This window comes from Actinoplanes sp. CA-142083 (assembly GCF_050942195.1).
Lineage (GTDB): Bacteria > Actinomycetota > Actinomycetes > Mycobacteriales > Micromonosporaceae > Actinoplanes.
Window position 1 is genome coordinate 3,824,319 of sequence record NZ_CP192076.1, and the last position, 19,558, is coordinate 3,843,876.

At 72.9% G+C, this 19,558-nt stretch carries 19 protein-coding genes; 11 read left to right on the forward strand and 8 right to left on the reverse strand.

The window, feature by feature from the left end:
- Nucleotides 1–96: 96 nt before the first annotated feature.
- From ACQPZX_RS17480 to ACQPZX_RS17490, 3 genes are read right to left on the reverse strand one after another with little or no spacing between them, the layout of a single operon-like run.
- Nucleotides 97–858 carry a PIG-L deacetylase family protein gene (locus tag ACQPZX_RS17480; RefSeq protein ID WP_433381648.1) on the reverse strand — a complete coding sequence of 254 codons (762 nt, stop codon included), beginning with the start codon at nt 856–858 and terminating at the stop codon, nt 97–99.
- Between the two features lie 32 nt (nt 859–890).
- Nucleotides 891–1,541, reverse strand: coding sequence for a response regulator (locus tag ACQPZX_RS17485; RefSeq protein WP_433381651.1), 651 nt, complete (start codon nt 1,539–1,541; stop codon nt 891–893).
- Complete coding sequence (locus tag ACQPZX_RS17490) at nt 1,538–2,446, reverse strand: sensor histidine kinase (protein WP_433381654.1); 909 nt, start codon at nt 2,444–2,446, stop codon at nt 1,538–1,540. The genes ACQPZX_RS17485 and ACQPZX_RS17490 overlap by 4 nt, the downstream gene beginning before the upstream one ends.
- Nucleotides 2,447–2,640: 194 nt before the next feature.
- On the opposite strand from ACQPZX_RS17490, the gene ACQPZX_RS17495 reads away from it, so the two are divergent.
- Complete coding sequence (locus ACQPZX_RS17495) at nt 2,641–3,219, forward strand: DinB family protein (RefSeq protein WP_433381657.1); 579 nt, start codon at nt 2,641–2,643, stop codon at nt 3,217–3,219.
- Here the strand turns inward: ACQPZX_RS17495 and ACQPZX_RS17500 are convergent.
- Nucleotides 3,216–3,758, reverse strand: a complete 543-nt coding sequence (locus ACQPZX_RS17500) for a hypothetical protein (protein ID WP_433381660.1) — start codon at nt 3,756–3,758, stop codon at nt 3,216–3,218. The two genes, ACQPZX_RS17495 and ACQPZX_RS17500, sit on opposite strands and share 4 nt — an antisense overlap.
- Nucleotides 3,759–3,843: 85 nt before the next feature.
- On the opposite strand from ACQPZX_RS17500, the gene ACQPZX_RS17505 reads away from it, so the two are divergent.
- From ACQPZX_RS17505 to ACQPZX_RS17530, 6 genes are all read left to right on the forward strand, one after another.
- The gene (locus tag ACQPZX_RS17505) at nt 3,844–4,962 is read left to right on the forward strand and encodes an aminotransferase class V-fold PLP-dependent enzyme (protein WP_433381663.1); all 1,119 of its coding nucleotides are present in this window, start codon (nt 3,844–3,846) and stop codon (nt 4,960–4,962) included.
- 84 nt (nt 4,963–5,046) lie between these two features.
- Nucleotides 5,047–5,802: an NUDIX hydrolase gene (locus ACQPZX_RS17510; RefSeq protein WP_433381666.1), complete on the forward strand. Its 756-nt coding sequence runs from the start codon at nt 5,047–5,049 to the stop codon at nt 5,800–5,802.
- The gene (locus ACQPZX_RS17515) at nt 5,799–6,683 is read left to right on the forward strand and encodes a molecular chaperone DnaJ (protein WP_433381669.1); all 885 of its coding nucleotides are present in this window, start codon (nt 5,799–5,801) and stop codon (nt 6,681–6,683) included. Before ACQPZX_RS17510 ends, ACQPZX_RS17515 begins: the two co-directional genes overlap by 4 nt.
- Nucleotides 6,684–6,692: 9 nt before the next feature.
- On the forward strand, nt 6,693–7,664 hold the full coding sequence (locus ACQPZX_RS17520) for a hypothetical protein (protein WP_433381672.1): 972 nt from the start codon (nt 6,693–6,695) through the stop codon (nt 7,662–7,664).
- Complete coding sequence (locus ACQPZX_RS17525; protein WP_433381674.1) at nt 7,661–8,851, forward strand: adenylosuccinate synthetase; 1,191 nt, start codon at nt 7,661–7,663, stop codon at nt 8,849–8,851. Before ACQPZX_RS17520 ends, ACQPZX_RS17525 begins: the two co-directional genes overlap by 4 nt.
- Nucleotides 8,852–8,906: 55 nt before the next feature.
- Nucleotides 8,907–11,075: a DUF4132 domain-containing protein gene (locus tag ACQPZX_RS17530; RefSeq protein ID WP_433381677.1), complete on the forward strand. Its 2,169-nt coding sequence runs from the start codon at nt 8,907–8,909 to the stop codon at nt 11,073–11,075.
- Here ACQPZX_RS17530 and ACQPZX_RS17535 read toward each other — a convergent pair.
- The gene (locus ACQPZX_RS17535) at nt 11,048–12,178 is read right to left on the reverse strand and encodes an erythromycin esterase family protein (protein ID WP_433381680.1); all 1,131 of its coding nucleotides are present in this window, start codon (nt 12,176–12,178) and stop codon (nt 11,048–11,050) included. The two genes, ACQPZX_RS17530 and ACQPZX_RS17535, sit on opposite strands and share 28 nt — an antisense overlap.
- A gap of 45 nt (nt 12,179–12,223) precedes the next feature.
- On the opposite strand from ACQPZX_RS17535, the gene ACQPZX_RS17540 reads away from it, so the two are divergent.
- Complete coding sequence (locus tag ACQPZX_RS17540; RefSeq protein WP_433381682.1) at nt 12,224–12,925, forward strand: TioE family transcriptional regulator; 702 nt, start codon at nt 12,224–12,226, stop codon at nt 12,923–12,925.
- Nucleotides 12,926–13,077: 152 nt separating this feature from the next.
- Here ACQPZX_RS17540 and ACQPZX_RS17545 read toward each other — a convergent pair whose 3' ends face one another.
- Nucleotides 13,078–13,797, reverse strand: coding sequence for a cellulose binding domain-containing protein (locus tag ACQPZX_RS17545; RefSeq protein ID WP_433381685.1), 720 nt, complete (start codon nt 13,795–13,797; stop codon nt 13,078–13,080).
- A 35-nt stretch (nt 13,798–13,832) separates the two neighbouring features.
- The gene (locus ACQPZX_RS17550; protein ID WP_433381688.1) at nt 13,833–14,453 is read right to left on the reverse strand and encodes a TetR/AcrR family transcriptional regulator C-terminal domain-containing protein; all 621 of its coding nucleotides are present in this window, start codon (nt 14,451–14,453) and stop codon (nt 13,833–13,835) included.
- A gap of 81 nt (nt 14,454–14,534) precedes the next feature.
- Between ACQPZX_RS17550 and ACQPZX_RS17555 the strand changes: the two genes are divergently transcribed.
- From ACQPZX_RS17555 to ACQPZX_RS17565, 3 genes are all read left to right on the forward strand, one after another.
- Nucleotides 14,535–15,005, forward strand: coding sequence for a hypothetical protein (locus ACQPZX_RS17555; RefSeq protein ID WP_433381691.1), 471 nt, complete (start codon nt 14,535–14,537; stop codon nt 15,003–15,005).
- A 50-nt stretch (nt 15,006–15,055) separates the two neighbouring features.
- Nucleotides 15,056–16,531 carry a carboxylesterase/lipase family protein gene (locus ACQPZX_RS17560; protein WP_433381694.1) on the forward strand — a complete coding sequence of 492 codons (1,476 nt, stop codon included), beginning with the start codon at nt 15,056–15,058 and terminating at the stop codon, nt 16,529–16,531.
- A gap of 78 nt (nt 16,532–16,609) precedes the next feature.
- Entirely contained in the window at nt 16,610–17,302 is a 693-nt protein-coding gene (locus ACQPZX_RS17565) for an NAD(P)-dependent oxidoreductase (RefSeq protein WP_433381697.1), read from the forward strand.
- On the opposite strand, the gene ACQPZX_RS17570 is transcribed toward ACQPZX_RS17565, so the two are convergent.
- Nucleotides 17,299–19,512, reverse strand: coding sequence for an ATP-binding protein (locus tag ACQPZX_RS17570; protein ID WP_433381700.1), 2,214 nt, complete (start codon nt 19,510–19,512; stop codon nt 17,299–17,301). The two genes, ACQPZX_RS17565 and ACQPZX_RS17570, sit on opposite strands and share 4 nt — an antisense overlap.
- Nucleotides 19,513–19,558: the final 46 nt, after the last annotated feature.

Below are 19,558 nucleotides of genomic sequence, written 5' to 3' on the forward strand. Positions count from 1 at the left end.
CAAACTCTACAGAAGCCGACCCGGCGGTCGACCGTGCGAGCCGGAACGCGTGGCAAGCGCTGGACGGGGATCTCACCGGCGACCACGCGGTGACGCTCAGTCCTGCGTCGCCTCGGTGAAGAGCTCCGGCGGCGCCTGCAAGTCGTGGGCGCGGAACAGGACGGCGTGCTCGACGCCCATGGCCTTGCCGCTCATCGCGGTGAACATCGGGATGAAGTCCTTCGGCGCGGGGTGGCCGGGAAGCGCGGCGAGGTAGGCGGCGTGTGCCTCCAGGGAGGCGACGCCGCGGCGCAGGGGCTCGCCGGTGACGTCGACGCCGTGGGTCGCGCCGGAGCCGGGGAGGCCGGCCATGAGGAGCCAGCGGACCGAGTGGGGCTCGAGTTTCTCGTCGTCGATCTGCTCGGGGAAGACCCATCGGTTGCCGGCGTCACGGATCGCGTCGAGGGTGGCGAGGCCGGCCGCGCGGTGGTCGGCCTGGTCGAAGCCGAAGGGGGTCTCGATCTCGTATCCGCCGCCGATCACGACGTCGGGCTTGAAGCGGCGGATCTCGCGGCAGATGTCGCGGCGCAGGTCGAGGCCGTAGACGAGTACGCCGTCCGGATGCTCGAGGATGGTCAGTTGCTCGACGCCGACGGCGGCGCAGGCGGCCCGCTGCTCGGCGGCGCGCAGGCGTGCCGTCTCCTCAGGCGGGTTGGGCATGCCGGCCTCGCCGCGGGTGAGCAGGAGATAAGCGACCTCGATGCCGCGCGCTGTCCAGCGGGCCACGGCCGCGGACGCGCCGTACTCCATGTCGTCGGGGTGCGCGACGACGCAGAGCACTCGCTGGAAGGACTCCTCGGGGAGAGCAGGCAAAGTCATGCCGGCCATCCTTCCGTGTTCGGGGCCCGCCGTCATGAGGTTAAACCGGCGTCGTGGGCGAGCAGGGCGGCCTGGACGCGGTTGCTGAGGCCGAGCCGGGCGAGGATCGCGCTCACGTGGCCCTTGACCGTGCCCTCGACCAGGTGCAGCCGCTGGGCGATCTCGGCGTTGGAGAAACCCGCGCCGAGCAGCGACAGGACGGCGCGTTCCCGCTCGGTGAGGGACTCGACGCGGGCCCGGGCGTCCGGCTCGCGGCGCAGCTCCGAGGTCCGCAGCCGGCCGATGACCCGGGCCGCGACGCTCGGCGCGAGGTAGGCCCCGCCGCCGGCCACCGCGTGCACCCCGGCGATCAGCTCGCGCGGGTCGCCGGACTTGAGCAGGAAACCCCGGACGCCTTCGTCGAGCGCGCGTGCCACGTACTCGTCGTCGCCGAAAGTGGTGAGAACGGCGGCCGCGACCGCGGGCGCGAGACGGCCGATCTCGGCGGCGGCGGCGAGCCCGTCCAGCCGCGGCATGCGGATGTCGAGCAGCGCGACGTCGGGGCGGTGGGCGAGGGTCAGGTCGACGGCCGCGTGGCCGTCGGCGGCCTCGGCGACCACCTCGATCCCGGGGTCGGTGCCGAGGATGGCGCGGACGCCGGCACGCACCACAGCCTCGTCGTCGGCAAGGAGAACGCGGATCATGACGCCACCGGGTGCGGCAGCCGCGCCGACACCACGAAAGCGGAGCCGTCCGGCCCGACCTCCAGGGTGCCGCCGGCCACGCGGACTCGCTCGCGCAGCCCGACGAGCCCGTTGCGAGCGCCCGGCGCCCGGCGCGACGGGACCGGCAGCGGGTTGGTGACGGTGACCGTGGTGGCGCCGCCCGCGGACACCAGGCGGATCTCGACCGGCGCGCCGGGGGCGTGCTTGGCCGCGTTGGTGAGCGCCTCCTGCACCACCCGCCGCGCGGTGTGGTCGACCCCGGGCGGCAGCGGCCGCGGCCCGTCCCAGGTGAGGGTGACCGGCAGGCCGGCGCCCACCGCGCGGTCGACCAGGTCGTCGATGCCGTCCGCGGCGGGTCGCAGGGGCGCCGGTTCGCCGTCGCGCAGCAGGGTCACGATGTCGGCGAGGCGCTCGGTGGCCCGGCCCGCGCCGGCGCGCAGCTCGGCGGCGGCCTCGCGGTGCCGCTGGTCGAGGCCGGCGTCCAGCTCGAGCACGCCGGCCCGCAGGGCGAGCAGGCTCAGGTCGTGCCCCAGCGTGTCGTGCATGTCGCCGGCGATGCGGGTGCGCTCCTCCAGCCGGGCGCGGTCGGCGGCGAGCAGCACCATCTCGCTCTGCAGCTGCACCGAGCGCCCGATCACCCAGGGCACGACGACCGCGCCGCCGAGGATAAGCAGCGCCGTCGCTCCCGTGCCGCCCGCGACCATGGCGAGCACGATGCCGGCCAGCGCCCCGGCGGCGAAGACGATCCCGGCCGGCCGGACGTCGGTGAGCCGGCGCCCGGCCAGGAACGCGGCGACGAACAGCGCCGCGCTCAGCGCGACCGTCCAGACCGGGACGCTGTCGTCCAGCGCGGGCGCCGTAGCCAGGCTCGCCGCCGTGCACACCGCCAGCGCGGAAACATGCCTTTGACGTTAGAAATCGCGCCGCCTCGGTGCCCGACCCGAAAGGCAGCAGCCACCCCTGACTTTGGTCATGGACGCGCGACAAGCCGGCAGCGGTTTCGGCAAGGTACTGACCACGTTCGTCCCGACCTGGCACACGATGACCCACGCCCAGTTCTGATGAGATCCTGGGCGGCATGACTGACCTGGACGCCAAGGCGAACCTTCATCGTTACCTGCGGGAGGCGCGCGAGGCGCTGCTCGGCAAGCTCGACGGACTGCCGGAGTACGACGTGCGCCGCCCGCTGGTGCCGACCGGGACCAACCTGCTCGGGCTGGTCAAGCACGTGTCCTCGGTGACCGCCGGGTACTTCGGCGAGGTGTTCGATCGGCCCTTCCCCGAGTTCATCCCGGGCCTGCACGAGGACGACGAGCCGAACGCGGACATGTGGGCCACGGCCGACGAGTCCCGCGACGCCGTCATCGGCCTCTGGCACCGGGTGTGGGCGCACGCGGACGCGACGATCGAGGCGCTCCCGATCGACGCGCCGGGCTCGGTGCGGTGGTGGGGGCACACGCCGGTGACGCTGCACCTGATCCTGGTGCACGTGCTCGCCGAGCTGAACCGGCACGCGGGCCACGCCGACATCGTGCGCGAGCTGGTCGACGGCCAGGTCGGCTGGCGGCGGCCCGGCGACAACGTGGCCGAGGGCGACGAGGCGTGGTGGGTGGCCTACCGGGCGAGGCTGGAGGCCATCGCTCGCACGTTTGCCTAGGAAGCCTGGCCGCAGTCGACCTCGGGGTTCATGGTGGCGAGCTCGCCGCTCGGGTTGTGCTGGTAAAGCCACACGTGCAGGTCGTAGTGGACGGGCATGGGCGGCTGCCCGGGTGGCACCGGGTGGCCGGCCATCGGCCCGTTGAAGGGCTGGCCGAACAATGTGGGCCGGTCCTCGTCGGTCTTGAGGTTCTGGTCGGCGTCGGCGCGGAAGAACTCGAGCGCGGACAGGCGCAGCTTCCCGTGGGCGCCGAGGTTGTAGACCAGGATCTCGGGCAGGGTCGGGTCGATGTTCCCGTCGACGGCCAGGGCCGGCTTCGCGTAGTGGAAGCCCATCCCGGGCACGCAGTCCTTGGTCGGCAGGTAGCCGGCCTCGATCGCCCGGTCGGCGTCGCGGAAACGGCGGGTCGCGTCCAGCAGCACGGCGCGCTGGGCGGCCGTTAAGGACGGCGTCCGGGCGACGGCCGGGCCGGCGACGGCGAAGGTGGACGCGGATGCCAGCAACACGGCCAGGGACCGGCGCAAAGACGTGATGACCATGACGATGGATCCTGCTGGAGGGCATCGACGCGGGGACCGATATCCGGCGCGGTCACCCGGGCGGGTGACCGGGTTAGGGTCGGGTGTGGTCGATGAGCGGGATCTGTTCGACGTGCCGGAAGAAGTCGCCTACTTCAACACGGCGAGCCTCTCGCCGGTGCTGCGCTCGGTCCGCGCGGCCGGGGAGGCGGCGCTGCGGCGGCGGGCGCGGCCATGGGAGATCGGCGAGGCCGATTGGTTCGCCGATGCCGAGCGGCTGCGCGACCTGGCCGGGCGGCTCGTCGGCGGCGATGCCGAGGGCATGGCGCTGGTGCCGGCGACCAGCTACGGGTTCGCGATCGCGGCGGCCAACCTTCCGCTGCGAGCGGGGCAGCAGGTCCTGGTGCTGGCCGAGGAGTATCCGTCGGGCGTCTACACCTGGCGCGGGGCGGCCGAGCGGGCCGGCGCGAGCATCCGGACGGTGACGCGGGCCCCGGGGGAGACCTGGACCGAGGCGGTGCTGGCCGCGATCGACGAGCGGATCGGGATCGTGTCGGTGCCGAACGTGCACTGGACCGACGGCGGGCTGGTCGACCTCGAGCGGGTCGCCGAGCGCGCCCGGGCGGCCGGCGCCCGGCTGGTCGTCGACGCGAGTCAGTCGCTCGGGGTGATGCCGCTGGACGTGGCGGCGCTGCGGCCGGATTTCGTGGTGGCGGTCGGCTACAAGTGGCTGCTGGGCCCGTTCGGGCGCGGGTATCTGTGGGTCGCCGAGGAGCACCGCGAGGGACGGCCGCTGGAGGAGAACTGGATCCTGCGGGCCGGCGCGGAGGATTTCGCCGGGCTGGTGGACTACCGCGACGAGTACCTGCCGGGTGCGCGGCGGTTCGATCAGGGCGCGCGGACGCTGTTCGAGCTGACTCCGATGGCGATCGCGGCGCTGGAGCAGATCCTCGAGTGGGGTCCGCCGCGCATCGCCGCGACCCTGGCGGGCGTCACGGCGGAGATCGTCCGGCGGCTCGAGGGTGTCACGGCCACCGAGCCGCGCGGCCCGCATCTGCTCGGGGTGCGCGTCCCGGGCGGCGCGACCGATCGGGTCGCCGCCGCGCTCAAGGCGGCGAACTGTTTCGTGGCCCGCCGCGGCGACGCGATCCGGATCGCGCCGCACCTCCACGTGACTCAGGCCGACGTAGATCGCCTGGTCACGACCGTCCTCGCGAACGTCTGACGCAAAAGAAGGCTTGACGCCGGCGAGAAACGCAGGCTACGTTGTTCTCAGTTCGAGATAGTCTCAGACAGAGGATAACGAGCGATGCAGAGCGAGCCCGAGTTTCTGGAGGGGTATGACCCCCGGGCCTTTCCGGCGGTCGCGGTCACGGTCGACGTGGTGGCGCTGACCATCCGCGACGGGCGCCTCTGCGTGCTGCTGGTCGAGCGCGGCGAGCAACCTCTCGCCGGGCGCCGGGCGCTGCCGGGCGGTTTCGTGCGGCCGGAGGAGACGCTCGATCAGGCCGCGATGCGCGAGCTGGGTGAGGAAACGGGCCTTCGGCCCGGCGAGGGCGAGCTCACGCGGGTGCATTTGGAGCAATTGCGATCGTACGGCGATCCGCACCGTGACCCGCGGATGCGCGTTTTCACCGTCGCCTACCTGGCTTTCGCGCCCAGCCTGCCCGATCCGCGGGCCGGCTCCGACGCCGCGGCGGCCTCGTGGGTGCCGGTGACGGAGGCGGGCGACCTGGCGTTCGACCACGACGCGATCCTGGCCGACGGTCTGGAGCGCGCCCGGTCCAAATTGGAGTACACGCCGCTGGCCACCGCGTTCGCCGGGGCGGAGTTCACGATTTCCGAGCTGCGGCAGATTTACGCGGCGGTCTGGGGCGAGGAGCTGCACGCCGGCAACTTCCACCGGAAGGTGCTGTCGGTGCCGGGCTTCGTGGAGAGCACCGGCGAGACCACGGCGCGGGGCGGGGAAAGGGGCGGCCCGCGGGCGAAACTCTACCGCGCGGGCGACGCCCGGCTCCTGCATCCGGCGCTGCTGCGGCCGACACGGGAGGAGGGCGTGCGATGAGATTCGCGGAGGCCGCCGCGCGTATCGACCGGGCGTCGAGTTTCGCGGAACTGGCGGACGGCCGGGCGCTCACGGAGGCGTACCGGATATGGGTGAAGCTGGTCCACCCGGACGCCGTCAGCGCGACGGAAAGCGCGACCGCGACGAAAGCCTTCGCGAAGCTTTCCAAACTCTATGCGGCGCGCGGCTTCGCGTCGGGGGACGTCGCGGACCTGAGCGTCACCGAGAAGGGACTGCTCAAGGTGCCGCGCAGCCCGGCCGACAACGACCTCATGGAAAACGAGGCCGGCGCCCTGAAAAGGTTGTGGGACAGGGGTGATCCGAGGTTCCGGCCGTACGCGCCGCGGTTGCGCGAAAGTTACGTGCACGAGAGCGCGGACCGGAAACGCCGCCGGGTCAACGTCATCGAGAAACTTGACGGGTTCCTTCCGTTGAGTCAGCTGCGAAAGCCGCTCGACTGGCGGGACGCGGCCTGGATGTGGCGGCGGCTGCTGGTGGGGCTCGGGTGGGCGCATCGGGCGGGCGTGGTGCACGGCGCGGTGCTCGAGGAGCACGTGCTGATCCATCCGGCCGCGCACGGGCTCGCGCTCGTCGACTGGTGTTACTCGGGCCGCAAGGTCACCGCGATCGTGCGGGCGCGCCGCGACGCGTACCCGGAAGAGGTTTTGAATCTGAAAACGGCCTCGCCGGCCACGGACATCTACATGGCCACCGGGCTGATGGTCCGGCTGATCGGCGACGGCATGCCGGCGCGGCTGCGAAGGTTCGCGGACGGCTGTCGCTACGACGCGCCGCTGATGCGGCCGCAGGACGCCTGGCGCCTGCTGGGCGAGCTCGACGAGCTTCTCGGGCCGAGGAAGTTCCGGCCCTTCACCGTCTAGGAGGACACGATGGGAAGCGGACTCTGGTCAACCGACGTCTACACCGCCGCCGCGAGTTTCCGTGCGGCGCATGGCAAAAGCGCTTTCGACTACAGCGACAGCGGGGCACGCGGCGTGCACCCGGCGCTCGACCCGCGCGGCGTGGGCGTGCGGGAAAGCCGCGACAGCGAGGAGCACCCGTTCAGCACACCGATCGCGGTGCTGTTCGACGTCACCGGCTCGATGGGCGGGGTGCCGCGGGTGCTGCAGACAAAACTGCCGCAGCTGCTCGGGCTGCTGACCCGCAAGGGATACGCGACCGATCCGCACATCCTCTTCGGCGCGGTCGGCGACGCCACCTGCGACCAGGCGCCGCTGCAGATCGGGCAGTTCGAGTCGGACAACCGGATGGACGAGGACCTCGCCCGGATCATGCTGGAGGGTGGCGGCGGCGGGCAGAAGACCGAGTCCTACGAGCTGGCCATGTACTTCATGGCGCGGCACACGTCGCTCGACTCGATGCTCAAGCGCGGCCGCCGGGGCTACCTGTTCCTCATCGGCGACGAGATGCCGTACCCGCGGGTCTCGCCGACCGCCGTGCGGCGGTTCATCGGCGACACCCTCGCCGAGGCGGTGACGACCGAGCAGATTCTCGCCGAGCTGAGGCGCACCTTCGACGTCTACTACCTGATGCCGACCGCGGCCGGCTGGGGCGGCGACAAGGAGATCCTCACGCGCTGGCGTGGCCTGCTCGGACAGAACGTGCTGGAGCTCGACGACCTGGATGCGGTGTGCGAGACGATCGCGCTCACGGTGGGTATCGGCGAGGACGCCATCGACCTCGACGCGGGCCTGGCCGATCTGGTCGACGTCGGCTCGTCGCACCACGGCACGGTCGGCAAGGCCCTCGCGCCCCTGCATGGTGACGTCGCGCGGCGCGGCGTGGTGGCGCGCGGCCCGCTGGCGGTGAGCGACGCGGCGTCGGGCAACGAGCGGCTGTGAACGGGCACGTCGCGGTCGTCGACCTCGGCTACGGCGACGCCGGCAAGGGAACGGTGGTGGAGGCGCTGTGCGCGGACGCGCCGGTGCGGGCGGTGCTGCGCTTCAACGGGGGAGCGCAGGCCGCGCACAACGTGGTCACCCCCTCGGGGCGGCATCACACGTTCGCGCAGTTCGGGTCGGGCACGCTGCGGGGCATGCCCACCCACCTCACCCGGTTCATGGTGGTCGACCCGCTGGCACTGGCGGCCGAGGCGGTCGCGCTGGGTGATCCCTACGAGTTGCTCACGGTGGAGGGGGACGCCCTGCTCGCCACTCCGTGGCATCGCGCCGCCAACCGGCGCCGGGAGACCGCTTCCGGGGACGCACGTCACGGTTCGTGCGGCATGGGCGTGGGCGAGACCATGGCGTACGCGCTTGCGCACACCGAAGCGCCGCGCGTGGCGGATGTGTTGTCCCCGGCGAGGCTGCGTCGCCGCCTGACGGCGCTGGCCGACTTCTACGGTCCGGGTTTCGTGGTCGATGATGTCGTGGACGCATTCGTCGCCTTTGGACAGACGGTGCGGATCGTCGACGAGTCGTACACCGGCCGGCTGCTGAACGAGGGGCCGTGCGTCTTCGAGGGCGCCCAGGGGGTGCTGCTCGACGAATGGCGCGGCTGGCATCCGCACACGACGTGGTCGACTACGACGTTCGACAACGCGCTCTCGCTGTGCCCGTCGCTGAGGCGGCTCGGGGTCGTGCGCACCTACACGACCCGGCACGGCGCGGGGCCGTTCGTCACCGAGGACGCGACGCTGCGACTGCCGGAGCCGCACAACGGGACGGGGGAGTGGCAGGGCGCCTTCCGGGCCGGGCACTTCGACGCGGTGGCGCACCGCTACGCCGTCGAGGTGGCCGGCGGCGTCGACGGGCTGGCCGTCACCCACCTCGACGTCCCGCCGCGCTGCCCGGAGTTGCGCGTCTGCACGTCGTACGAGGGCGGGTGGAGCCGCATCGTCCCCGGAAAGTTTCGCGACCTCGACCACCAGGCCGCGCTGACCGAACGGCTCTTCCGGGCCCGGCCGGGCGAGCTCTTCCGGCCGGACGACTGGCCGTCCGCGATCGGGGAGCTGCTGGACGCGCCGGTGGTGCTCGAGTCCTACGGGCCGGCCGCCGCCGACAAGAAGCTCCATTTGGGCCGCATGTGAGGCTCCGCTACGGTCTTCGGCCGATCCGGGATCGTAGCGGGGAGGCGGGGCGACGGTGGCGGGGCAGGGGCGCAAGCCGGTCGTGGTCGAAGGGCTGGTCTGCGCGGAGCCGACCGTCATGGCCTGGGAGGACGGCGAGCGCGACCGGTGGTGGTCGCGGGCCGCGGCGCTCGACCACGGGCGCGAGGAGCCCGACTGGGTCACGAAGGCGACCGGCGCCGACCGGCTCGGCAACCTGAGCGCGCCGCAGGTGGCGTGGCTGGTCGCCAAGGGCCCTGAGGCGTCGGCGCGGGCGCTGCTCAGCGTGCCGACGGTGATGCGGCATCGGCAGCGGCTCGACGTGGGCCGGGTCGCGGTGGCGCGGTTCGAGCTCGACGCGTTGCCGCTGGTGCTCAGCGAAGCGGGGGAGAGCGCCGACCGGCTGGGCCCGCTCATCCTGCCGTTCCGCGGGCCGGAGGTGGCCCAGCTGGTCCTGGGTTGGTGGCGGCACCTCGGGTCCGCGCGGCTCTGGGCTCGCCTGTGGCTGTCGCGGCACCCGGCGATGGCGGCCCGCGCGCTGATTCCGGCGGCGGTCGGGCGGCCGGGCCGGGTGCGGTCGCACGCCTCGGAGGCGCTTCGCCATCTGGCCGCGCTCGGTCATGAGGAGACGATTCTCCGGGCCGCCGAGGGGTACGGCGAGGCCACACTTGCCGCTCTGCGCCTGGATGACACGCCAGTCCCGCGGAAAGCGAAAGCGCCGGCGTGGAAGCGTCCCGAGATCCTGCAGTCCGGTGGCGGGACGATGCCCACGGACGAGGTCACGCGGCTGATCGGCGCGCTGAGCCGCTCGCGCCTGGACGACCCGCCCGAGCCGCCGCCCGGCGATCCCGCCGAGCTCCGGGGCGTCGAGTCGTCGGCGGCCGCGCAGCAGCCGGTGGCCCCGGCCGATCCCGAGGCCGAGAAGCTCATCGCGGAGTGCGATCCGGCCAGCCTCGCGGAGTTCGGGCGGGCGCTGCTGGACGAGTGGCTGGCGGACCGGATGCCGGCGCCCGAGGCGTGGGTGCTGCTGGCCCAGGCACACATCGGCGACGACGCCACCATGGAGAAGCTCGCGCCGCTCATTCGCTCCTGGCCGCCGAAGAGCCGGTATGCGCGGGCGATCGACGGATACGCGGTGCTGGCCACCGTGGGCACCGACGTGGCGCTGCGGAACTTCCTGGCGATCGAGGACAACATGTCGGGCGGCCCGATGAACGACCGGGCGATCGCCTACCTGACGCAGGCGGCCGCGCGGCGCGGGCTCACGCGCACGCAACTCGCCGACCGGCTGGCCGTCACGCACGGGCTGGACGCCGGCGTGACGGTGGACTACGGGCCCCGCAAGTTCGCCGTGGGCGTGGACGACCACCTCACGGCCTACCTCGTGGACGCGGACGGGCGGCGCCTGGCGAGGCCGCCGAAGCCGGGTGTCAGGGACACCAATCCCGAGGCGTACCAGCAATTCCTGGCCTTGAAGAAACAGCTCCGGGCGACCGCGGCGGCGCAGATCGCCCGCGTGGAGCGGGACATGCTGGAGCGCCGGTTCCGGCCGGCGCGCGACCTCCCCGACGCTCTCCTCCCGCACCCGATCCTCGGGCCGGTCGCGCGGCGGCTGCTGTGGGGCGAGTACGCCGGAGGCCGCCTGGTGCGGGCGCTGCGCATCGCGGAGGACGGCAGCTTCGCCGACCTGCACGACACGACCGCGACCGTCGGCGGGGACACGCCGCTCGGCATCGTGCATCCGATGGATCTGGGCGCGGATCTGGAGGGCTGGGCGCACCTGTTCGCCGATTACGAGGTCCTGCAGCCTTTTCCGCAGCTGCACCGGCCCACGGTGGAGCTGACCGAGCCTCAGCGCGCCGCCACCGGCCTGCCGGGATTCGGGCCGGTCACGACCGAGGGCGTGCTGAGCCTGATGCGGACCGAGCGGTGGCGGGGCAACGGATACACCGGCTTCTCCGGCAGCACGAACACCCACCTGGCGCACGCGCTGCCCGGCGGGCTCGCGCTGGTGGCCGAGCTGGATCCCGGCGTGTCGACGTCCTACAACACGCACGACCGGCAGCGGATCACCGAGATCTGGGTCGACGCCGCGGAGTCCGAGCACTGGCAGCTCGCGCGGACCATCCCGATGGGCGCTTGCGACCCGGCCGCGCTGTCGGAGCTGCTGGTCGAGCTCTACGCGCTGCCGGTGTCCTTGACGTAGACGATCGCGTCGATGCTCGGCAGGTGAGCCGGGTCCAGCGGCGCGTAGCCGAACCAGGGGGATTCGCGCGGCGTCGGCTGCCCCAGCGTCCGCGGGTCGACGATGAATCGGTCCCCCGCGCGGGCGTACAGGATGCCCTCGATGGTGTCCGGGGGCGGGGTGCCGACGCCGTGGTGGCGGATCGTGCCGAGGGCCATGGCGAGGAACGCGTAGTCGTCGCCGAGGTGCGCGTCGACGATCGCGCCGGCGCTCCACCACTGCAGCGGGAGGTCGCCGAGCCGCATCGAGCTTCGGGCCCGCTGGAAGTGGCTGTTCTGGGCGAACGCCATCATTGGTCCCTTCTCGACGAGGGCGAGAAGGTTGGCCGCCATCATCGACGCCCGGACGGTCAGCAGCCACGGCAGGCGGCCGGGTGAGGTGTCGGCCAGCCAGTAGTGGTAGCGCAGCAAGCCGGTGGCGGTGCGGGCGTGCAAGCGCGCCCGGTCACTGTCGCGCAGGGCGGGCGGCTGGGACTCCAGCAGGGCGGCCAGGTCGTCGGCAAGCAGGCGCAATGCCCGGGCCTCCGGCGTACGGCCGATCGACTGGGACAGGTCCATCATCGTCTCCGGGTTGGCCCAGCGGTCGTCGGCGCCGAGCAGGCGGTCGAGCTCGTCCGCGGTGCAGGGGAGCAGCGCAGCGTCGACCCGGGCGCCGAGGTAAGAGTGCAGCTCGGTGAGGGCCTGCCGGGGGCTCGCCGCGTGGCTGATCTCCAACGGTCCGTCGAAACCGGCGAAATGCACCTGCTCCGACGAGGGGCGGCTTTCGTTGTACGAGCGCAGCCAGCGCACCAGCTCACGGTTGGCCGCGGACTTGCCGAACTCGTGGCTGAAGCCGAGCGCCATCGCCGCGTCGAGGGTGCCCTTTCCCGCCGTGACGTAGTCGTCCACGACCAGGCCCATCAGGCAGTCGCTCTCGATCGCGATCGCCCGGAACCCGTCGTGCTCCACGAGGTGCCGGAACAGCTCGTTCCGTACGTCGAGCAGGACGTCCTCGCCGTGGGTGGGCTCGCCGAGCGCGAGCAGCCGCGGCCGCGCCTTCATGACGTCGTCTATCGCAATGGTCATACCCCTGAACAGTATCGTTGAACTGCCGGTTGAGACTTTGCCGCAGTGCTGGGGAGGATCGTGCGGGAAAACCTTCAAAGGCCGGTCGACCTGGCCCGGGCGCACGGCCTGTCCACGCAGGCGGTCCGGAACTACGAGGCGGCCGGGATCCTGCCGGCGGCCGCCCGCACGCAATTCGGGTACCGCACCTACACGCCGCGGCACGCGCAGGCGTTGAGCGCGTTTCTCGCCCTGGTGCCCGGGCACGGTCACCACACGGCCACGCTGATCATGCAGGCGGTCAACCGGGGCGCGACCGAGGAGGCGCTGCGGCTCGTCGACGAGAGTCACGCCCAGGTCCTCGACGACCGGCGGACGCTGCGGGCGGTCGAGGCCGCGCTCCGCGAGCTCGGCCCGGTTCCGGCGGAGCGCGGCGACACCTTCGTCGGGCCGCTGGCGCGCCGGCTCGGCGTCCGGCCGGCCACCCTGCGCAAGTGGGAACGCGCCGGCCTGGTGCAGCCGCGCCGCGACCGGCAGACCGGCTACCGGGTCTACAGCGCGGCCGACGTCCGCGACGCGCTGCTCGTGCACCAGCTGCGGCGGGGCGGCTACCTGCTGGCACAGATCGCGCCGCTGATCGCCCAGGTGCGCACGGCCGGCGGCATCGCCCCACTCGAGTCGACGCTGCGCGAGTGGCACGAGCGCCTCTCGGCCCGCAGTCGCGCCATGCTCGCCGGCGCGGCCGCCCTGGACGCCTACTTCCCCTGAAGCGTCCGGCGTCCGCCCTTCCGCGCGGCGTCCGCCCTTCCGCGCGGCGTCCGCCCTTTCCGCGCGGTGGGCGGCCTTTCCGCGCGGTGGGCGGCCTTTCCGCGCGGTGGGCGGCCTTTCCGCGCGGTGGGCGGCCTTTCCGCGGTGGCCGGTCAGCGGGCGCAGGTCAGGGCGATGCCGGTCGGTGGCGCGCCGGAGACCAGCATGCCGAAGGTGGTCGCGCCGCTGGGCGCCAGCGTCCCGTTGTAGGACGCGTTGCCGACCGCGCTGTCGCCCTGCGCCACCGCGTTCCAGAGCGAGAGGATCCGCTCGCCACCGAGCCACTGCCAGGAGACCCGCCACCCGGTGAGCGTTTCGGCTCCCACGTTGCGCACGGTCACCGTGGCGACGAAGCCGCCGCTCCACGCGCTGTCGATAGCCGCGGTCGCGGTGCAGACCGCCACCGCCGCGGTCCGCCCGGTGCCGATCACATACGGGTCGTGGCGGCCGTCGGCGCTGAACCGGAACCAGTAAGCGGTGTCCGGGGTCAGCCCGTCGAGTGTCACCTTGCCGCTGCGCTCGGGCCCGGACACCGCCTCGGCCACCGGGTTCAGCCACTGCTGGGCGTCACTCTGGCCGGCGAAGAGGGTGACGGTGACCGGCGGGTTGTACCCGCAGGGCGGCGTCAGCAGCATCGAGTAGGTGACCGTCAGGCTGGTCGCGGTCGCCGCCGTCACGCCCCCGCTGACCGGCAACGCCGGGGGGCACGTCAACGTCGGCCCGGGCGTCGGAGTGGCCGCAGGGGCGAGCGGCGCGCCGGCCGCGGCGGTGCCCACGCCTCCCGCGACCAATCCGACCAGGACCAGGATCGTGCCGCCGAGCTTGTACAGCATCGCTCCACCATACATTGAAGTCAAACGATGTCTTGCTATCGCGCGTAGCCGGCCAGCAGGATCTCGACCGCCTCGGTGAAGCGGGAGTCGAAGTCGAGGCCGGCACGGGTGGCCACCACCTCGGTGAGGTTGGGGAACTCGGCCGGATCGAGCGCGTGGTCGTCCAGAGTGGGCTCGGTGCCCTCATGGCCGGGGGTCTGACCGGCCTCGGCAAGCGTGTGCCCGATCGTGAAGGTGGCCAGGACGTTCACGACGTCCATGGCCCGGCCCAGTGAGAGGCCGGCGGCGCGCATCTCGGCCAGCCATCGCTCCGACATGCGCAGGGCGTCGGGCGAGTTCACCGGGCGGGTCGCCGCCAGCGGCAGCACGCCCGGGTGGGCCAGCAGCGCGGCGCGCAACGAGTGGGCGAACTGCCGCATCCACGGCACCCACGAGCCCTCGCTGGGCTCGAGGCCGGCGAAGGCGGTCTCCATGACGCGGTCGACCAGGCCGTCGAGCAGAGCGGCCTTGTTGGGCACGTGGCGGTAGAGCGCCATCCCCTCCACGCCCAGATGGGCGCCGAGCTTGCGCATCGACAAGGCCGGGAGACCGTACGCGTCGACGTACTCCAGCGCGGCGTCAAGCACCCGCTCCCGGGTCAGTCCCGCCTTCGGCACGTCGCCCCCTTGACTCAAGTTTACGGTGTAAGCGATCCTAGCAATGCTTACACCGTAAACATCGTCGTCCCGGAGGCCCTCATGCTCACCGCCATCACGCTGACCCTCGTCGCCGTCGCCTACTTCGCGATCACGACGCTCGTCGACCTGTATCCGCTGAACAACGTGCGCGACGCCAAGCGCTCGGAACAGCTCACCGAGGTCGCCGTCAACGCGCCGGTCATGGCGATGCCCGCCGTCCTGCTCGGGCTTGCCGGCGGGCTGCGTCTGCCGGTGCTCGGCTACGCCGGCGGCGCACTGGAACTGCTCGCCGCGATCGGCGGGCTGACGCTCTGGTGGATGCCGTACCTGGTCGGGGTGACCGCGCCGTGGGCGACCGCGGGGACCGGTGTGACGTGGGCGGAGCTGCATTCCCGCACCTATGCGCAGACGCTGATCGTGTTGCCGCGCATCGGGAACCGGCCGCGCCCCAACGTCGAGCACATGATCCTGCACGCGCTGATGCTGGGCGCGGCGGTCGCGATCTTCGCCGCGACGGCGGCGATCCATTAGCGGTCCGAAAATGGTTGGCCCGGCGGCCGGCTTCTGCGTGAGCATGCCGTATGCCGACAACGCCTGAGGTCACGCTGAAGGCGGGCGCGCTGCGCGGCCGCTGGGAGTCGGAAGTGGCGGTGTTCCGCGGGATCCCCTACGCGGCGCCGCCGGTCGGGGCAAACCGGTTCGCCGCTCCGCAACCGGCCGGCGGCTGGGACGGAGTGCGGCCGGCGACGGCGTTCGGGCCATCGGCGCCGCAGGCCGGCGAGACGACCGGCGACGACTGGCTGACGGTCAACGTCTGGTCGCCCGATCCCGGCCCGGCGGCGGGCCTGCCGGTGCTGGTGTGGATCCACGGCGGCGCCTACACGATCGGCAAGTCCAGCTCGCCGGAGTACGACGGCGGCCACCTCGCCCGCGACGGCCACGTCGTCCTCGTGACGTTCAACTACCGCCTCGGCATGGAGGGCTTCGCCCACCTCGCCGGCGCGCCGGACAACCGCGGCCTGCTCGACCAGGTCGCCGCGCTGGAATGGGTGCGCGACAACATCGCGGCCTTCGGCGGCGACCCGGCGAAGGTGACTGTCTTCGGGGAATCCGCCGGCGGCGGTTCCGTCGCCGCCCTGCTGGCCATGCCGCGCGCGGCCGGACTCTTCCGCGGCGCCATTGCGCAGAGCGTGCCGGGCACGTTCTTCTCCCGCGAGCTCGCTGCGGAGATCGCCGCCGCCTGCGCCGCCGAGGTTGGCCTCGACGCGACGGTCACGGATCTCGCCGAGGTGGACCCCGCCCTCCTGGCCCTCGCCGGTGACGCCGTCATGGCCGCGGCCGCGAAACGGACCGAGCGCTGGGGCCCGGCCGCATACCGGTCGGTGTTGTTGGCCCCGGTCGTCGACGGCGAGGTGCTGCCGGCCACCCCGTGGCAGGCGCTGCGCGCCGGCGCGGCCCGGGAGGTCGCCCTGCTCGCCGGGCACACCCGCGACGAGCAGCGGCTGTTCACCGCCTTCGGCGACCCGGCGACCCCGGAGGAGGCGGCGACCGCCCTCGACCTGCTCGCACCCGCTCCCGACGGCGCCCGCCGCTACCGGGTGGCATATCCCGACGCCGCCCCCGACCGGCTCCATGAGCTCGTCCACTCCGACTGGCTGTTCCGCATGCCGTCCGTGCACCTGGCCGACGCGCAGCTCGCGGGCGGCGGCCGCGCCCATTTCTACGAGCTCACCTGGCCGGCCCCGGGCATGGGCGGCATCTTCGGCGCCTGCCACGGCCTCGACGTGCCGCTCGTGTTCGGCAACCTCACCGCCGGCCAGCCCGCCCTGCTCATCGGCGACGACCCGGGCAGCGACGCGCTCGAGTTGTCCGCCTGGATGCGCGCCGCGTGGACGGCTTTCGCCGCCGACGGCGACCCGGGCTGGCCCGCCTACACGCCCGACCGGCAGCTCACCCAGATCTTCGACGTGCCCGGCGCCGTCGCCGCCTATCCGGAGCACCGCTCCCACCTGATCTGGCATGGCCACTCCTTTGCACCCCTCACCCCACGCGATTGACGAGGCATGTCACTGGCCGGGGGGCTGTCTCGTCCCGAGTTCAAGACAGCCTCGCGACCTCGGAAGGTGACAGCTCTCATGCGCATCGCGATCTTCGGCGCCAACGGTCCCACCGGCCGCCTGCTCACCGGGCAGGCGCTCGCCGCCTGGCACCGGGTCGCCGCGGTCACCCGGCACCCCGGCTCGTTTCCGCTGCGCCACGACCGCCTCGAGGTGCTCGGCGCCGACGTGCTCGATCCGGCGGCCGTCGACGCCGCCGTGGCGCGGCGCGACGCGGTGCTGTCGACGCTCGGGGTGCCCGCCGGGAAGGAACCGATCAGCACCTACTCGCGCGGTGTGACCAACATTCTCGCGGCGATGCGTCGTCACCGGGTAGGTCGGATCGCCGTGGTCAGTTCGAGCGGGGTCGCCCCGCACTCCTACTCCGACGGCGGCTTCCTGTTCAACCGGGTGCTGCTGCCGTACGTGACCCGAGTGCTCGGCCGGACGATGTACGACGACATGCGGCGGATGGAAGCGCTGGTCCGGGCCAGCGACCGGGATTGGACGATCGTGCGGCCGAGCGGGCTCTACCACCTGCCGTCGCCCACCGGTTACACCCTCGTGGAGGGCCACGCGGACGGCCGGTTCACCGCACGGGCGGACCTGGCCGCGAGCATGCTGGCCCTGCTGGACGACGACCGCTACCGTCGTGCCACCGTCAGCGTCATCACCACCGCCGACAACCCCACCCTGCTCCAGTGGATCCGCCGTGAGGCGATGAGCCGCTAACCGGCCTGGGGGTGCACCTCGCGGGCGGCCAGTTTCGCGCGTACCTCGTCGGCGTCCGGGTGGTCGATCTCGGTGAGGATGGCCAGGGACTCGCGCCATGCCTCGCCGGCCGCTCGCGAATGTCCCGCCTCCTCCTCGGCGTCGCCCAGGTGGGCCAGGGCGATCGCCTCGTACTGGCGGTCCCGCTCGGCGCGGAAGGCCTCGACCGAGCGCCGGTAGCAGGCCGCCGCCTCGTCGTGCTCGCCCAGGCGGAAGTGGGCCATGCCGACGCTGTCCCAGGAATGGCCGGCGCCCATCCGGTTGCCGGCGGCCTCGTGCACGGCCACCGCGCGCCGGCAGTAGTCGAGGGCCCGCCGGTAGTCGCCGAGGGTGAGGTGGCACCAGCCGATGTTGTTGGTGGCCCGGGCCTCGCCGACCGGGTCGCCGGCGCGGCGGTACAGATCCAGGGCGGTGGTCGCCTCGGCGATGGCGCCCTCGTGGTCGCCCATGCGCCGGGCGATGATGCCCAGGTTGAGGTGCACCTTGGCCATGCCGGCCAGGTTGCCCAGCTTCTCGTAGAGGGACAGCGCGGTGGTCAGGTGGTTCCGGCCGGCTTCCTGGTCGCCGAGCTCGCACTGGGCGTACCCGACGTTGTAGTGGCTGGCCGCCTCGAACAGCGGCTCGCCGGCGCGCTCGGCGGCGGCGACGGCGCGCATCTGCCAGACGATCCAGTTGCGCTTGTCCCAGCGGCGCTCGTGGTAGGTCTGCATCGACCAGGCCAGCCACCACTGGTAGGTGTGCCGGCCCGACGACTCGGCGAGGTCGGCGGCGGCCCGCAGCGTCTGGTGCTCGGCGGCGAACCAGGCCATAGCCTCCTCCCCGCCGGCGATGGGTGTGGGGGTGACGCCGGGGGCGTAGGAGGTGGGCCGTGGCACGCCGAGGCCGCGGTGCAGCTTGAGCAGCCGGTCGGCGGCCAGCGCGGTGTGCAGGTAGTAGTCGAGGACCCGGACTTCCGCTTCCGCGTCGATTTCGGCCAGGGAACGGGCGTACTCGCGCAGCAGGTCGTGGCATCCGAAGCGGCCGGGCTGCGGTGAGGACACCAGGTTGGCCTCGACCAGCTCGGCCAGCAGCGGCCGCAACTCGGCGACGGGCAGCGCGGCCAGGCTGGCCAGCGCGTCCGCGCCGGCGACGGGGGCGGGGTGCAGGCCGAGCAGGCGGAACAGCCGCGCGGCCGCGGGGCCGAGTTTGCGGTACGACCAGGAAAACACCGCCCGCACGTCGGTGGCCGGGTCGGGGCCGGCGAGCGCGTCGAGGCGGGCCGCCCGCAGCTCGGCGGCGATGTCGGCGAGCGCGAAACCCGGGTGGGCGGCGGCGCGGGCCGCGACGATCGCGAGGGCCAGCGGCAGGTACGCGCAGACTGAGGCGATCTCGTCGACGGCGCGCGGCTCCGCCCGTACGCGATCGGCTCCTATCCTCCGCGCCAGCAGTGACCGGGCGCCGTCCGGGGTGAGCACGTCCAGCAACAGCAGCTGAGCACCGTCGGTGACGGTCAGGCCGGCCAGCCGGTCACGGCTGGTCACCAACACCACGCAGCCGGGCACGCCGGGCAGCAGCGGACGCACCTGGGCGGCGTCGGCGGCGTTGTCGAGCAGGATCAGCATGCGCCGGCCGGCGAGCGCGCTGCGGAACAGCGCGGCGCGCGACGACTCGTCGGACGGCACCCGCTGCGGCGGCACGCCGAGCCCGTCGAGCATGCCGCGCAGCGCCTCCCCGGGGGCCAGTGGCGGACCGGACGGTCCGAAACCGCGCAGGTTGACGTAGAGCTGGCCGTCGGGGAAGTGGTGCCGCACCCGGTGCCCCCACCGCACGGCGAGGGTCGTCTTGCCGACGCCGGCCGTCCCGGACACCGCCGAGATGATCACGCCGCCGGCGAAGGTCAGGAGCGCATCGAGAAGGGCCAGCTCCCGGTCCCGGCCGGTGAAGCCCGCCGGGTCGAGCGGCAGCTGCGCGGGCGTGATGTCCTGCGAGGCGGACCGGAGGAAGTCGTCGAGGGCATCGTCGTCGAGGCCGAAGGCGGCGGCCAGCGCCCGCAGGGTCGCCATCCGCGGGGCCGCGACCTGCCCGGCCTCCCACTTCCCGATGCTGCGCACGCTGACCCCGGCCCGGTCGGCCAGGTCCTCCTGGGTCATGCCGAGCCGGCGGCGGTGGGCGCGCACCAGGTCACCGAACACCGAATCACCTCATGCCAATCGATCTCCCCCGATCCTCGCAGGCCCG

Coding starts and splice junctions, on each gene's coding strand:
- ACQPZX_RS17480 (WP_433381648.1), bottom strand. CDS start 858: ATGACTTTGCCTGCTCTCCCCGAGGAGTCCTTCCAGCGAGTGCTCTGC.
- ACQPZX_RS17485 (WP_433381651.1), bottom strand. CDS start 1,541: ATGATCCGCGTTCTCCTTGCCGACGACGAGGCTGTGGTGCGTGCCGGC.
- ACQPZX_RS17495 (WP_433381657.1), top strand. CDS start 2,641: ATGACTGACCTGGACGCCAAGGCGAACCTTCATCGTTACCTGCGGGAG.
- ACQPZX_RS17500 (WP_433381660.1), bottom strand. CDS start 3,758: ATGGTCATCACGTCTTTGCGCCGGTCCCTGGCCGTGTTGCTGGCATCC.
- ACQPZX_RS17510 (WP_433381666.1), top strand. CDS start 5,047: ATGCAGAGCGAGCCCGAGTTTCTGGAGGGGTATGACCCCCGGGCCTTT.
- ACQPZX_RS17515 (WP_433381669.1), top strand. CDS start 5,799: ATGAGATTCGCGGAGGCCGCCGCGCGTATCGACCGGGCGTCGAGTTTC.
- ACQPZX_RS17520 (WP_433381672.1), top strand. CDS start 6,693: ATGGGAAGCGGACTCTGGTCAACCGACGTCTACACCGCCGCCGCGAGT.
- ACQPZX_RS17535 (WP_433381680.1), bottom strand. CDS start 12,178: ATGACCATTGCGATAGACGACGTCATGAAGGCGCGGCCGCGGCTGCTC.
- ACQPZX_RS17545 (WP_433381685.1), bottom strand. CDS start 13,797: ATGCTGTACAAGCTCGGCGGCACGATCCTGGTCCTGGTCGGATTGGTC.
- ACQPZX_RS17555 (WP_433381691.1), top strand. CDS start 14,535: ATGCTCACCGCCATCACGCTGACCCTCGTCGCCGTCGCCTACTTCGCG.
- ACQPZX_RS17560 (WP_433381694.1), top strand. CDS start 15,056: ATGCCGACAACGCCTGAGGTCACGCTGAAGGCGGGCGCGCTGCGCGGC.
- ACQPZX_RS17565 (WP_433381697.1), top strand. CDS start 16,610: ATGCGCATCGCGATCTTCGGCGCCAACGGTCCCACCGGCCGCCTGCTC.